The organism is Pseudomonas sp. SCPG-7 (assembly GCF_002156405.1).
GTDB classification, from domain to species: Bacteria; Pseudomonadota; Gammaproteobacteria; order Pseudomonadales; family Pseudomonadaceae; genus Aquipseudomonas; species Aquipseudomonas parakoreensis.
On the sequence record NZ_MVOO01000003.1, the window covers coordinates 107,423 to 121,913 of the forward strand.

Genomic DNA, 14,491 nt, shown 5'->3' on the forward strand with positions numbered 1-14,491 from the left:
GCTGCGCAGCAGACCCGAGATCCTTGAGCCGCGTACTTCCGGCACACCGAAATCACAGGTTTTGCGGCTGCTGCGCAGCCCAGCGGGAGCAAGCTCCCTCGCCACAGATTTACTCAGCCAGTCAAACCGGCGGCAACCGCCACTCGATCGGCGCTTCACCATTCTGCTCAAGAAACTTGTTGGTCCGGCTGAAATGCCCACAGCCCAGGAAGCCACGATACGCCGATAACGGCGACGGGTGCACCGAGGTCAGCACCAGGTGCTTGGTCGCATCAATCAGCTTCTGTTTGCTCTGCGCATGCGCGCCCCACAGCATGAACACCAGATGCGGCTGACGTTCGCTGACCACCTCAATGATCCGGTCGGTGAAGAACTGCCAGCCTTTGTCCTTGTGCGCATTGGCATTGGCGCGCTCGACGGTCATGGTGGTGTTGAGCATCAACACGCCCTGATCGGCCCAACTCTGCAGGTAACCGTGATTGGGGATGTCGATGTTCAGGTCGCGTTTCAACTCCTTGTAGATGTTAACCAGCGATGGCGGCGCCGGCACGCCCGGCTGCACCGAGAAGCACAAGCCATGGGCCTGGCCCGGGCCGTGGTACGGGTCCTGGCCGAGGATCACCACTTTGACTTTATCCAGCGGCGTCGAATTCAGCGCGTTGAAAATCAGCGGTCCCGGCGGATAGATCTCCTTGCCGGCCGCCCGCTCCTGCTGCAGAAAATTGCGCAACTCTGCCATGTAAGGCTGGTCGAATTCAGCACGCAGTGCCTCCTTCCAGCTCGGTTCGAGTTTGATACGGTCGTCAGCAGTCATGGTCATACCCGGCAAAAACAATGGGGCGAACCCTAGGAAAGCCGACCACGCTTGTCAATTGATCTGACACAGATCCGGCACTTTCCCACACAGCGATCATACTGATCGTTCAAATTCCCGATCGAGGTCACGATGAATCTGCACTTCGAAGAACTCACCGGCACTGACGGCGCCCGCCTCGGTATCGCCAGCCTGGATGCTGAAAAGTCGCTCAACGCGCTGTCCCTGCCGATGATCAACGCCCTGAGCGACAAACTGAACGCCTGGGCCAAGGATCCGCAAATCGTCTGCGTGCTATTGCGCGGCAATGGCGCCAAGGCATTCTGCGCCGGCGGCGAAGTACGCAGCCTGGTGGAAGCCTGCCGCGCCCATCCCGGCGAAGTCCCGCCACTGGCCGCGCAGTTTTTCGCCGCCGAATACCGCCTGGACTACAGCCTGCACACCTACCCCAAACCGCTGATCTGCTGGGGCCACGGTTACGTGCTCGGCGGCGGCATGGGCCTGTTGCAAGGCGCCAGCACGCGGATCGTTACGCCAAGCAGTCGCCTGGCGATGCCGGAGATCACCATCGGTCTGTATCCGGACGTCGGGGCCAGTTGGTTTCTCTCCCGGTTGCCGGGCAAGCTCGGCTTGTTCCTCGGTCTGACCGGTGCGCACATGAACGGGCGTGATGCGATCGATCTGGATCTGGCCGACCGCTTTCTGCTTGAAGAGCAGCAACCGCAACTGATCGAAGGCCTGCTGCAACTCAACTGGCAGGAGCAAACCGACATGCAACTCAACAGTCTGCTCAAGGCCCTGCAACAGGAAGCCGTCGGGCAGATGCCCGAGGCGCAGTGGTTGCCGCGCCGCCAGCAGATCGACGAACTGCTCGACGTCAGCGACGTCACCTGCGCCTGGAAAGCCATCAGCCTGCAACGCGACAGCAACGACCCGCTGATCGCCCGCGCCGCGAAAACCCTGAGCGAAGGCTCGCCGCTGACCGCGCATCTGGTCTGGGAACAGATCCTCCGCGCCCGCTACCTGTCGCTGGCCGAAGTCTTTCAGATGGAATACACCCTGAGCCTCAACTGCTGCCGGCATCCGGAGTTCAGTGAAGGGGTTCGCGCGCGACTGATCGACAAGGATCAGAAGCCGCACTGGCATTGGCCGGACATCAATAACGTCCCGGAGGCGGTGGTCGAGGCGCATTTTCACAAGGTGTGGGAAGGTCGGCATCCGTTGGCGGATCTGTCGCAGTATTAATTGGCAACTGCCCGCGATAGCCCCGCTTGTCGCCTGTCGCGGGCGAGCTTTAACTGACCTTATTAAACCTAACTATTCAACTCGTAAAACTTTACTATTTCCGCAATAGCGATTGACGATTCCTCGTTATTCTTAATCAAGATATCCTCCACATCCCTTAACGGAGGTAGAGGATGCAAACGTTCAGCAATTTCAGTGGCAGTATAGTCCTGAGTCGCTTTACCTCCGCCTCTAACTCTTATATAGCCGATGGCGCTTTCCCCTCCAGAAAAATGATTGGAAACCCGCACCTTCGGTGAAATACCGTAATTCACAACGATTACCAGATCATCACCTTCGCGATGGAATTTCAATTGCCCGATATTCAAGTCAACATCTGAAAAATCGATACCATCAATACCGCCGCCCGAGTTATCAATCACGTCCCTGCCAAGACCATCATATTTATAAACATCATCGCCCGCACCGCCGGACAACGTGTCATTACCTCGGCCACCCAGCAGCACATCCTCGCCAGAGCTACCCGTTAGCAAATCATTACCGTGACCGCCCACCAGTGGCAGCGTTTGAGCATCTCGAAGAGATTGGGCGGTAGTTGCATCATCAATGACGACGGCATTGTGGTAAGTATCCGGGGCAGGGCCCAGTTGACTAGACTCCAGAAGAGTCTTAAGGCTGACGCTTGTGCCGTCGGCAAACCTTATGACTTCGATCCCGGAGCCCTGGAGATTCCCTGCATTGGGTAAAACGATACGAACCTGCTGAGTCCCCCATTTAATATCGAGGGTCGAATAGAGCATCTTCGCCCGAGGTGGGTAGCGATAGTTGTCACGTGACGGATTGGGGGCCAATTCGATATTGACTGTTTCAATCAACGCCGCCCCCCAACTTAATTGCAGCTCGTCCAGCCTTGCCCCGTCTGGAAGAATGACAACATCTTGATCAATCAGCCCATACTCGTCTTTCCACCCCGTCACACCCACTTCCGGGCGGTGAAAAACAGGACTCAGTACATCCGCAATAATGGTCGTTGCGTCAGCGTGTGCTTGGACAGTGTAGGTGTCGGCACCATTTTCACCGTAGAGCCAATCAATCCCTGAACCGCTGATTAAATAATCGGCCCCCTCGGATCCGAGCAGTGTATCGTTGCCTGCCCCAGCCGATAAAACAGCACCAGGAATCCGGTCATTCACTGAGCCATAGTCAAGCAGTGAGCGTGCATAAGTGACTATCAGGTCATCACCCTTACCGCCATGAAAGGTATTTCCAACTTCCAGGTTCACTCGTCCGCCGCCGGCGTCACCTTGCACAGTCTTGTGCTTGATGGTTTCGGTCTTTACATCTCGGCGAAATTCTTTACGAACAGTTTCGCCAGCGTTGAAGCTTGCTGCAGGATAGATGTACCAACCTTCGATAGTCCCTGACTTGTTTCTATCCTCTACCAGCACGTCTCCTGCTTTAAACGAAAACCCGCCACCCGAACCAGATCGATAATATTGAGGTTTGTGGTTCGATGGGTTTGCTGCCCCCTCAGCCTTTGTATTTTTGAAATAGGAGTGTGATGCAGAGCTCGTCTGCCTGTCGCTGTACACAGCTCTGCCAGATGGAGCGTTCATCCACTGCGGGGTGTCAGACAAGGATCCGTTTTCGATGCTTTCATCAATCAAGTCGGTATAAGTGATGTAACCCGTATCAGTCGTGACAATCTGATTTCTGACCCAGACACCTTGATCATTGAGGGTGAACCCCGTGGCTTGCCTGTTTTTCGAACGCCTTCCTTGAATTTCCCCAAGGAATTTTTCCACCCCTTCAATGCCATTGCCCGATTCCGCCTCATTTCCTTCGCTCGAAACATCAATGGCTGACAGGACGGGAACGCTTGCAATACCGCTGTCTTCACCCGTGTCTTCTGTTTCTTCCATGTCTGCCTTGTCCACCACTTCCATTACCGGCGGTTCCATCACAACTACCGGAGCAAGCATTTTCTTGATGACATCCTGGTAGCTCAAGACCACTCCATCACTGAAACTGAAAGTTGAGTCTCGCCACGTCTCGTGATTTTTTATCAGAACGGCGTCACCTACTCCGTTGGCCAGCCGCAATACCAAACCCATTTCAATATCGATAATTTCAACTTTCAGATTATCCGCAAAAAAACCGGCTCCAAACTTCATGACATTGTTGCCACCGGCGTCTACAACTACATCAAGCCCATCACCGGCTCCGAAATAGTAAATATCATCCCCGTCCCCCGCTTCCAGGTAGTCGTTACCGGCTCCGCCCTCAAACACATTATTTCCTGAGTCACCGCGCAGGTAGTCCACACCCTCCCCGCCAAATAACGTGTCGTTTCCACCGCCGCCCAGCAACGTGTCATTGCCTGAACCACCGTCCAGATAATCTGCACCCTGTTCGCCTTCAGGCGTCTGCTCGTAGTCGCCAGACATCAAGTCATCGTCAGCACCGCCGTAAAGCGTATCGGCGCCCAAGCCCCCCCAAAGGGTGTCGTTTCCGGCATCGCCTCGAACGAGGTCATCGTTGGTGCCGCCGGATGGCAAGTTTGGCTGGTCGCCATCCAGAGCATCAGCGCCCGGCCCGCCTATGAGTGTGTCGGAGCCACCCAATCCTTGAAGCGTGTCGTCACCCATACCGCCATCAAGGAAATCATCACCGTGGTGGCGAATCGGATGGTCGTAGTAATCGCCAACCAACTCGTCATTTCCTGCCCCACCAAACAGCAAATCATCAGCACCGCCGCCCCAAAGGGTGTCATCGCCCGCACCACCGTCCAGAAAGTCACGTCCGAAGAAATGGCTAGCGTCACCCGCCACACCATCCAATACCTCGTCATCCCCCTTCAGGGCATCATTGCCGGAGCCGCCATACAAGACGTCGCTACCGCCGTTGCCAGCGAGAGCGTCGTCGCCACTGCCTCCCTCCAGCAGATCGTTGCCATGGTGTTTGCTTGGGAGTCCTCCACCCCAATCAAGGTTGTCTCCGAACAATGTGTCATTGCCGCTGCCACCCGTCAGGGTGTCATCGCCCCCGTCGCCGCCCAGCTGATCATCTTCAGTTCCGCCATCCAACACGTCCTCGCCCCAACCGCCCGTGAGAACATCTCTCCCGCCTTGGCCGTACAGAACGTCGTTGCCTCCTTCCAATGCATCTGTCACGGAGGATTTGTCGAAGGTGGTGCGCAAGCTGATGACGCCTTGGGCAAGAACGACTTCATGTCGTTTATATTTCCAGTTTTGCTCCAGTACCCCAGTCGTATCGTCGCCGTGCAAGAAGTCATCACCCGCCCCCCCAGCCAGTGTGTCTCGACCGTTGCCACCGAGCAGCACGTCTCCAGAGGCAGTCCCCACCAGCAGATCATCGCCCTGCCCACCATCCAGCCAATCGCCACGACCGACCTTCCCCTTGGCGACACCATCAGCCAGAGCTTTTTCCAGGGTTGACTGTTTGTCTCCAAACAATCGATCGTTTCCAGCTTGTCCGAACAGTCGATCGGAGCCGCCAAGCCCAAGGAGGACGTCGTCTTTGGGCGATCCGTAAAGTGCGTCGGCCTTATTCCTCTGTTTTACATTTGGCAACAGCACAACGTTACCCAAGTCATCGTAGGAAAGCTGATCACCGGGAACATTGGGGTCCGTATCGGCGGCTCTCCAGTCACCCTGGATAACCAGATCGGGTGTTGAAAAGGTGTGGCCATCGAAGTCCGGGAGCTGAATACCCAGCATTCCCGGCCTGTAGTGCTTGATTACGATCAGATCGCTCTGGCCGTAGCGGATGTTCAGTGTGTTTTCCATGAGTTCTTCAATGAGCGTCAACGTTATGGATCGGTCTTGCGTGAACCATGTGTTGCTCAGAAGAGCACTGCGTTTGACGGCGGGAATCGGACGGTCATTTATCAATAACTGCCCATCAGCATTTGCATCGAAAATTTCATCGATTCCATCACCACTGTAAAACGTGTATCGGTCATTACCCTCGCCACCGGTCAGAGAATCGTTACCCTTGCCGCCGATCAAAACATCATCACCCGCCATCCCGTATAGCGCGTCATTTCCGCCGCCACCGCTTATCCAGTCGTTACCGCGAGCACCTTCGATAACGTCATTACCTGCCAGTCCACTGATCGAGTCATTGCCCGCACCGCCATACAGATGATCGGCATTTGTCGCGCCACCGAAAGATCGCCCTCCGTCGTCACCGAACATCACCAGCGGGTTGGATACGCCAGTGGTCATGGGCGCCTGTTTGCCCGATGCGATATCCGTGAAAGAAAATTTCTGCAGTGTGTTTTCTCCGAACGAACCATGGGTTCTGGATATCAACCGGGCCAACATGTCTGCGCGATCAGAAATCCACTGTTCGGTAATAAAGCCTTTGCCAGTTGCGGGGTCATAAAGCTCCAGTTCGCGACCCGGGAAACCGTCCTCTCGCTCCATGACTATTTCACTGAGCTGTTTCAGGGAATTGCGCACAGCCATACCAAGCGGCGTGTCCTGAATGGCGAGGCGTGCCCATCCTGTGGCGCTGCCATATTCGCCAATGGTTTTGGTAACGATGCCTTGGGATTGCGTCGGGGCAAACCCTGAGAAAAATGCGTAGGCGTTGGCCGCGAACGTTTGATCGGTCGTAGGTGTGGTATCAGAGCCGCCGTCGTATGTTCGTCTGAACATGTCAAAAAATGCACTTACGCCATATCGCAATATCAGATCAACGATGGGAGAAATGGGTGTGCCTTTCACCACGTACTGGATTAATGGGTTGCTGTTTCCACTGGCCATTGCAATTTTTATTTGCTCGGGCACTACCGAAAACACGCTTTCAAGCACATTGAGACCAAAGTTATTGACCGCCGCGCGAAGGCCGACACTATATGAGTCAATGGCAAATAGAATATTCTTGAAATCATCGAGCCTATTAACTTTAGCCAGTTCATGATTACCTTTGATTTCTGAACTGGGGTCGCCTGCGGAAATCAGTCTCCAGGTTTCATACGGGGGTTTTCCACCTAACAGGCTGAAACCGATGGTTCCAGACCAACCTGCGTTACGGCTTGTAGCGGTATCGTCCGTGCCAATATCATCAAATAAAACCCGTCCAATAGCACTCGCATCGATGGCGGCAATCTGGCTTATTGAAGGTACGGTCCATGGAGCCAAATCATACTCAACTGATCCATTAGCCAGAGTATTCATGAAATTTACAGCGACCTGATTAGAGGACTTCTGCATTTCCGAATCAGTAAACCTTTTACTTGATCTAAGCTCCCCTTGGCGCATGGTATAGGCACGAATCAAAGCAGAGTAAGCACCCTGCCCACCATTGGCATCAATTGCCACATCAAGCCAAAGCCTCGCGCTTTTCAAAATATCAACCACATCTTTTTCGAAGAAAATATCCTCAGAAATTTTTTCGCCAATGATTTTGGATAAAACCCGATAAAAATTAGCACAATTTCGCCCCTGCTCCGCAGAGGCTTTATACCTTTGAGCATCCTGATCAAACCACATCCCCTCAGAAATACTAGCAGCCTGTAGCACCATTGACTTTTGTAAGTCATCAAAAACATAACTCATAGTTACTTCCCTGTAATTATGGCGCGTGAAAGATAGTCACTAACAAATTTAATCGCCTCAGGCGCACCTCGTAACGAACTTGTGTCCAGCCCGATACGTCCGATCCCACCTGCAAAATCAAAACTGTAGAGCTCGACTGTGCAGTAGGTATGTAACTCTCCAAAATCCAGATTTTCCAATTGTTCTTTATTAAACTTCAACAAGTCCAGCCTGCCCAAACCAGCCGCCTTAATCTTGTCGCCAGGATAATTCAATCCATCACAATCTATCGTCCTAGGTGTTCCGTCATGCCGACGCCAATCACGCATAACAAATGTGGTAACGGAAAAGGCATTCTTGAAATGAGGCGGGGGAGCATTAAGCCAAAGTTCTAATCCTGGATAATTTTTCAGTACCACAATCAGATCATCCGGCCAGTCTGTATGTCGATACCCCATCCTGTGCGGCTCAGTGCGTCCCGTCCGGGTAGAAAGAATGGCCGCGACCTGAAAATATCCCCACCCCGCAGGCGGCTTTATCCCACTCATCTCATACTCCGTACGGAGTTCCGTTCCCGTCCACCAGAACGAACCTTCAAGAATATCGGCAATGCACGATCCGTCACTCTTCAATGTCGATCCGAAGTGGAACCCGGGTATCCGGGTCCGATCGAGCAAACTCCCGCCCTTGATAGGAACCCGCTCCATACCGGCGAGCTTTTTGCTGCAGTCCCCTTGCTCCTTTTGGTAAATCGCCCTGCGCTCTGCTGCTTCCTCCCATTCGATATAAAAATTCACAACCCAATAACACATCAGCAGAATCAGACCGTACTTCACCAAGACCTTGATTTTTTTTAAAGCATCCTTGCGTGAAACTTTGAACATTTCAAATCTCCATTTCAAAATAACGAAACACGCCAATTAAAACCGACCCGCCACTGCATCTTCAAAAATCTGAAAGTAACCTTTCAAGCCATTATCTATAGAGAACCGGCTTGCTGTTCTCTTCGCCGCGTTTCTGAGATCATCGAGTTCTTTGAAACACCTTAATCCCCCACACACTTTGGCCGCTATAGCTTCACCATCAAAAAAATCGACAATAAAACCATTAACCCCATCGACAACAACTTCAGTGACCGGGGCTGTGTCAGAACCGATCACCACGCAGTTAGACGCCATAGCCTCCAACAACGACCAAGACAGAACAAACGGATAAGTCAGGTATACATGCACCTTTGAAAGCTCCAGGACCGCTCTATATTTCTGGTAAGGCAGCCTCCCGGCAAAATGCACTTTTGAAGTATCGCAACCCACTTCCGACAACATTCGCTCTCGCCAATTCTTGAATCCGACAGGCCTGCGTCCATAGCTGACGTCATCTCCGCCGACGATGACTATTTGTGCGGTTGGACATTGGGCTTGAATATGGGAAATGGATCTCATGAATACATGAAATCCACGATAGGGTTCGAGGTTTCTGGCGACGTACGTCACGATGGGTTGACACGTTTTAATCACCACGCCATTGGGCAGTGTTACTGCCTCAACTTTTTCTGCATGCAGTTTTTGAATCACTCCCTCATGAATGACACGAATTTTGGGCTGATAGGCTTGAGGAAAAAGACTACGCTGCCACTGTGTAGGCGCAATTCCAACATCACACTGTTCAATATTCAGAAGATGCATGGAGTTCAAGACTCTTAATCGTGATGATGCATCCCACGCACCGGCAAATTCCCGATCAAAACCAGAGTCCGCTCCCTGTGCACGATAATAATATTCACAGAAATGAATCAGGGGCACATTCGGGTACACGTCTTTGACGAATAGCGATTCACCCCATCCTGGATGAGCAAGAACAATATCGGGTCGATATCCCTCACGCTTAAGCTTCTTCAGCAGTTCGAAAACACTTTGTCCATCTCGCACAGCCACTTCATAACCACGCAAGTATGGATGACCAATATTGGAGTCAATTCTTGAAGACCGATACTGACGCAGTTCTATACCAACGACACCCGGTGCCGTATCACGCCCGATTGCCAGTACTTTTATCCGCCTGCGAAGCGCTTCCAATACGACGTGACGAAATTGACCGGGGAAATTCTGATGAATAACAAGTAAATTCATACGTGAAGACTTCCATGCTTATACAACTCCGCAAAATTGAGTTCTTCCAACATCAATGGGTTTTAATAAAACGCTATCAAACATTAAGAAATAAAACTGTAGGAACCTTCCGAGAGCTTCCTAGGAGATGTAGCTATCCATGCACTTTTCAGCAGGCACAAAAAAAGCGGCGCTCAATGCGCCGCTTTTTTGTTTGCGGTGAATTACCAGCGACCGCCTCGCCCACCGTGGTCACCGCGGTTACCGTGATGATCACGGCCACCACGATCCCGATCCCAACCCCCGCCGCGGTGCCCGTCCCAGCGCCCGCGATCGTTGTCGTGCCAGCGACGGCTTTCGTAGTAGCGTGGCGCTGGCTGGTAGTAGCGCGGCGCCGAGTAGTAACGCGGAGCCGGTTGGTAGTAACGCGGGGCCGCTTGGTAATAGCGAGGGGCCGAGTAGTAGGTGCCGCCACCGCTGTAATACGTGCCGCCAGTGTTGTAGTACGCGGGAGCGGGTGACGTGTAGACCTCCGAGCTGTAGTAACTGTCTGCGTAGGAGTAAGGAGCGCAACCGGCAACGGAAAACATCATCGCAGCAAGTAGAAGAATTCGTCGATACATGGCGGCCTCCTGGACCGCGGGTAGCCGCACCAGCGACGCTGGCAGGCATCAGTCGGTTATTCGGTGACTGACGAATTATCTGACAGCGTTTTCCGAATCTGGTGCGCTTTCGTAACAAGTTGAAACATGTGATTGATGAAATCCTGTTCATTTGGAAAACACTGTCATTCAGCCGCCGATCAGTGGTGCCCACCGTGATAGCCGCCGCCGTGGTAACCGCGTCCATAACCGCCGCGATAGCCGTGACCGCCGTAGTAATAGTGCCCGCCACCGTAGTAGCGCGGGCCGTAATAACCGCCGTAGTAATACGGTGAGTAATAGCCGGGATAGTAGTAAGTGGCAGGGTAAGCATCGTAAGGACCGGCGTAGTAATAACACCCGGACAGCCCCAGGCCGAGCACCGCTCCCAGCAGCACCCGGCGCAACAGTTTTGAAGTACTCATGACGGCCTCCTGAAAGACCAGCGGCCGCAGCAAGACAGCGCAGCCGACACAGTTTTGACTGTCAGGTCCGGGGCAAGTGCCGGGCGCGGAAAGGCTTCAGATCAGCGGCGTCAGTCACACTGCCCCCCCCTGTGGGAGCGAGCCTGCTCGCGAAGAAGGAGTGTCAGACGACATTTACGCTGGCTGACCCACCGCTTTCGCGAGCAGGCTCGCTCCCACAGTTAGCCTGCGTAATGTCCGGGAATACATCGGTGCCACCACCGTACATGCTCATGACACCTTGCATACCCTGCTGTCTCGGGCCGATCATGCGATGTAGCAGGCCAGACAAACCGGCCGTAACCGCACCTGCGTGGAAATGCCTCACCCGACTTATGCCTGATTCCGACACTAAACCCGACCTCTGCCCAGCCTGCGGCGCACGCAACGATTGCAGCCTTGCCGACCCGCGCACCGCTGACCGAGCCTGCTGGTGCTACGGCGTGAGCATTGATCCGGCAGTCCTCAAGGCGCTGCCAGCGGCGCTGCGCAACAAATCCTGCCTGTGCCCGCGCTGCGCGCAGGTCGAGGCGCAGTTGCAAGCAACGGCGCGGCCGATCACGTAAGATGCGCGGCCCTTTGTCCGCCGATTTCTGACCATGCGCGTCGATCGTTTCCTCAGCAACCTGCCCCGCTATAACCGTCAGCAGGTTCGCCTGTTGCTGGTGGAAAAGCGCGTGCGGATCGACGGAAAAGTCGTCAGCGCCCCGCACAGCGAAGTGCTGGAGTTCAGCCGCGTCGAAGTCGATGAGCAGGTACTGCAAGTCGGTAAACCGGCGCGCTACTTCATGCTGCACAAACCGCCTGGCTGCGTCAGTGCGACCCGCGATCCGCAGCACCCGACCGTGCTCGATCTGATCCATGAACCGGACAAGGACGACCTGCACATCGCCGGGCGCCTGGACTTCAACACCACCGGGCTGATGCTGATCACCAACGATGGCAGTTGGTCACGACGTCTGACCCAGCCACAGACCAAACTGCCAAAAGTCTATTACGTCGAAACCGAACAGGAGATCGGGCCGCAATACGCGGTCACGTTTGCCGAGGGCCTCTACTTCGCCTTCGAAAACCTGACCACGCAACCGGCGCAACTCGAAGTGCTGGGCCCGAGAGCGGCGCGCCTCAGTATCGTCGAGGGTCGCTACCATCAGGTAAAACGCATGTTTGGTCACTTCAACAACAAAGTCATGCGCCTGCACCGCGAATCCATGGGCGCGCTGTCGCTCGATAACGCGCTAAAACCGGGCGAGTACCGCGCTTTGCGCACCGAAGAGATTCATTTGTTCTAAGCCGGCGACCGCTCAGCAGAAGTTGTCGAACAATTTACCAACGGCACTTGCGCGATCCCCATCCCACTGCTTGAATCAGGACGTCGGCCAAATTGTGACCGATTAGTCACAACATACATCCAAGAAACTTTTTGCCGGTCGTCAGCCCTCTGGGTTGCGCCTCAGCCGGCAGACTGCCCGCCAATAACAACACCCGTCGACCGCAGTCATGGATCGACATGGGCCAAGCAAATTCCAGGCGTATGCCTACCTGTCACAAAGCTCGTGCAATCTCTATTTGCGCGCATACCCGCTTGCTTGCCAGGAGTCTTATGACATGAGGCCAGAAATCGCTGTGCTGGATATACAGGGTCAGTATCGGGTTTACACGGAGTTCTATCGCGCAGACGCCGCAGAAAAGACCATCATCCTGGTCAACGGCTCGATGGCCACGACTGCGTCGTTTGCTCAAACCGTGAAAAATCTGCACCCGCAATTCAACGTGGTTTGCTATGACCAGCCCTACGCGGGCAGGTCGAAAATTCACAACCGTCACGAGAAACATCTGACCAAGGAAGTCGAAGGGCAGATCCTGCTGGAGCTGATCGATCACTTCAGCGCAGAACATGTGCTGTCATTTTCCTGGGGCGGCGCGGCGACCCTGGTCGCCTTGGCCCACCAGCCCCGGCGCATTGAAAAAGCTGTGATCAGCTCGTTCTCGCCAGTGATCAACGCACACATGCTTGATTACCTGGAGCGCGGTGTCGACTACCTTGGCCAGCGCGATGGCGATCGGGTCGGGCACCTGGTCAACAACACGATTGGCAAACACCTGCCGTCACTGTTCAAGCGCTTCAACTATCGCCACGTCAGCAGCCTGGCCGAGCACGAATACGGGCAGATGCACTTTCACATCAACGACGTGTTGCACAGCGATCGTCAGTGCTATTTGAATGCGGCGAGGAAGATCAACGTGCCGGTGCTATTCCTCAACGGCGAATGGGATGAATACACCGCCGCCGAAGACGCACGGATATTCGGCAACCATGTGGCGCACAGCACCTTCACCACGCTGCAGGCCACCGGTCACTTTCTCGACATGGAACACAAGGCTGCGTGCCGCGATAGTCAGAACGCCCTGCTTGGTTTCCTGAAACCGTCACAGCAAACGAGCCGAACGCGTTATGCGTTCGTTCAGGATCACCATGCACTGGCCATTTGAAAAAGTGTCGTCGCGAGCGGGTCTGTGGGGCTGAAAAACCAGTATCGATGGCCCTGCGGATTCGCCCGCGAATGACCGTTTTCAATGCTGTAACGCGCTGCGAGGAAAAGAAAAACTTCAAATTCGCGCCCGACTCTGGTAAAAAGTCAGCCGCTCTGAGCGGGTATAGTTTAGTGGCAAAACGAAAGCTTCCCAAGCTTTAGTTGAGGGTTCGATTCCCTCTACCCGCTCCACTCAATCAGGTCTCACGTCGTGGTTATGACGGGGGATGCAGGAACAGAAAAAACCGGCCTACAAGGCCGGTTTTTTTGTGTCCGGGATTTGCCCGCATTGCCCCGTAAAGGCCTGTAACACACCCATCATCCCAACGCGACGCCCCAGCCTAGACTGGATCTTGCCACCGAGCCAATCAAAGGACGATGACCGTTCGGTGGTTATAGTGTTGATCAAAAAAAATCAGTAGTTATAGTACCCACCAAGCACACCACAAGGAGGTGTTGTGAATAGCCGCTTTTTAATCGGTCAACTCGTCGCAGACGGTTGGTATCTGGTGCGGGTCAAAGGCAGTCATCATCACTTTAAACATCCCATCAAACCCGGTCTGGTGACGGTGCCGCATCCGAAGAAGGACCTGCTTAAAAAAACGGCCATCAGCATTTTGAAACAGGCGCTGCTTTGACTCACTCCACCGACAGCGTCCAGGAGGTCCACGAACATGCTTTACCCGATCGCAATTTCAATAGGTGATGAAGAACACGCCTGGGGAGTGGAGGTACCGGATATTCCCGGCTGTTTTTCTGCCGGGGATGACCTGGATGATGCCGTCGCGATGGCTCGTGAAGCCATTGAGGGGCATTTCGAAATTCTGGCCGAGGACGGTGCGTCGATCCCGCCAGCCAGCAAGCTTGGCGTGCACGTAGCGAACCCGCAGTACTCCGGTTGTGCCTGGGCTGTGGTTGATATCGACGTTACCAAATACCTGGGCAAGGCGCAGAAACTCAACATCACACTGCCCGGCTATCTGCTCAACCGCATAGATGAATATGTGCTTCATCACCCGGAAGAAAAAAGTCGTTCGGGGTTTCTGGCCTCGGCAGCGTTGAAGGTCTTGCAGCAAGGTTGAATACAAATCCGGCCCTCCGCTAGCATTTCCCCATCA

12 protein-coding genes and 1 tRNA gene are annotated in these 14,491 nt (G+C 54.1%); 7 read left to right on the plus strand and 6 right to left on the minus strand.

From position 1 onward, the window contains the following. Positions 1-121: 121 nt before the first annotated feature. Positions 122-814, minus strand: coding sequence for a uracil-DNA glycosylase (gene ung / locus B1722_RS07360; protein WP_086792240.1), 693 nt, complete (start codon positions 812-814; stop codon positions 122-124). 132 nt (positions 815-946) lie between these two features. Between ung and B1722_RS07365 the strand changes: the two genes are divergently transcribed. Next, on the plus strand, positions 947-2,059 hold the full coding sequence (locus B1722_RS07365) for an enoyl-CoA hydratase/isomerase family protein (protein WP_041070402.1): 1,113 nt from the start codon (positions 947-949) through the stop codon (positions 2,057-2,059). 68 nt (positions 2,060-2,127) lie between these two features. Here B1722_RS07365 and B1722_RS07370 read toward each other — a convergent pair whose 3' ends face one another. From B1722_RS07370 to B1722_RS07390, 5 genes are all read right to left on the minus strand, one after another. Then, the gene (locus B1722_RS07370; RefSeq protein ID WP_086792029.1) at positions 2,128-7,647 is read right to left on the minus strand and encodes a calcium-binding protein; all 5,520 of its coding nucleotides are present in this window, start codon (positions 7,645-7,647) and stop codon (positions 2,128-2,130) included. A 2-nt stretch (positions 7,648-7,649) separates the two neighbouring features. Further along, positions 7,650-8,510, minus strand: a complete 861-nt coding sequence (locus B1722_RS07375) for a hypothetical protein (protein ID WP_086792031.1) — start codon at positions 8,508-8,510, stop codon at positions 7,650-7,652. 36 nt (positions 8,511-8,546) lie between these two features. Then, complete coding sequence (locus B1722_RS07380) at positions 8,547-9,755, minus strand: glycosyltransferase family 4 protein (protein ID WP_041070408.1); 1,209 nt, start codon at positions 9,753-9,755, stop codon at positions 8,547-8,549. 203 nt (positions 9,756-9,958) lie between these two features. Then, on the minus strand, positions 9,959-10,357 hold the full coding sequence (locus B1722_RS07385) for a hypothetical protein (protein WP_041070410.1): 399 nt from the start codon (positions 10,355-10,357) through the stop codon (positions 9,959-9,961). Between the two features lie 179 nt (positions 10,358-10,536). Continuing rightward, entirely contained in the window at positions 10,537-10,800 is a 264-nt protein-coding gene (locus B1722_RS07390; RefSeq protein ID WP_041070412.1) for a hypothetical protein, read from the minus strand. 374 nt (positions 10,801-11,174) lie between these two features. Between B1722_RS07390 and B1722_RS07395 the strand changes: the two genes are divergently transcribed. From B1722_RS07395 to B1722_RS07420, 6 genes are all read left to right on the plus strand, one after another. Beyond that, on the plus strand, positions 11,175-11,405 hold the full coding sequence (locus B1722_RS07395; RefSeq protein WP_086792033.1) for a cysteine-rich CWC family protein: 231 nt from the start codon (positions 11,175-11,177) through the stop codon (positions 11,403-11,405). Positions 11,406-11,438: 33 nt separating this feature from the next. Continuing rightward, positions 11,439-12,131: a pseudouridine synthase gene (locus B1722_RS07400; RefSeq protein WP_086792035.1), complete on the plus strand. Its 693-nt coding sequence runs from the start codon at positions 11,439-11,441 to the stop codon at positions 12,129-12,131. A gap of 316 nt (positions 12,132-12,447) precedes the next feature. Further along, positions 12,448-13,332 carry an alpha/beta fold hydrolase gene (locus B1722_RS07405; RefSeq protein ID WP_041070418.1) on the plus strand — a complete coding sequence of 295 codons (885 nt, stop codon included), beginning with the start codon at positions 12,448-12,450 and terminating at the stop codon, positions 13,330-13,332. 159 nt (positions 13,333-13,491) lie between these two features. Next, a tRNA-Gly gene (locus tag B1722_RS07410) sits at positions 13,492-13,565 on the plus strand. 266 nt (positions 13,566-13,831) lie between these two features. Next, on the plus strand, positions 13,832-14,011 hold the full coding sequence (locus tag B1722_RS07415) for a type II toxin-antitoxin system HicA family toxin (RefSeq protein ID WP_007963251.1): 180 nt from the start codon (positions 13,832-13,834) through the stop codon (positions 14,009-14,011). Between the two features lie 36 nt (positions 14,012-14,047). Then, positions 14,048-14,455 carry a type II toxin-antitoxin system HicB family antitoxin gene (locus B1722_RS07420; RefSeq protein WP_041070420.1) on the plus strand — a complete coding sequence of 136 codons (408 nt, stop codon included), beginning with the start codon at positions 14,048-14,050 and terminating at the stop codon, positions 14,453-14,455. The last annotated feature ends 36 nt before the right edge of the window (positions 14,456-14,491 follow it).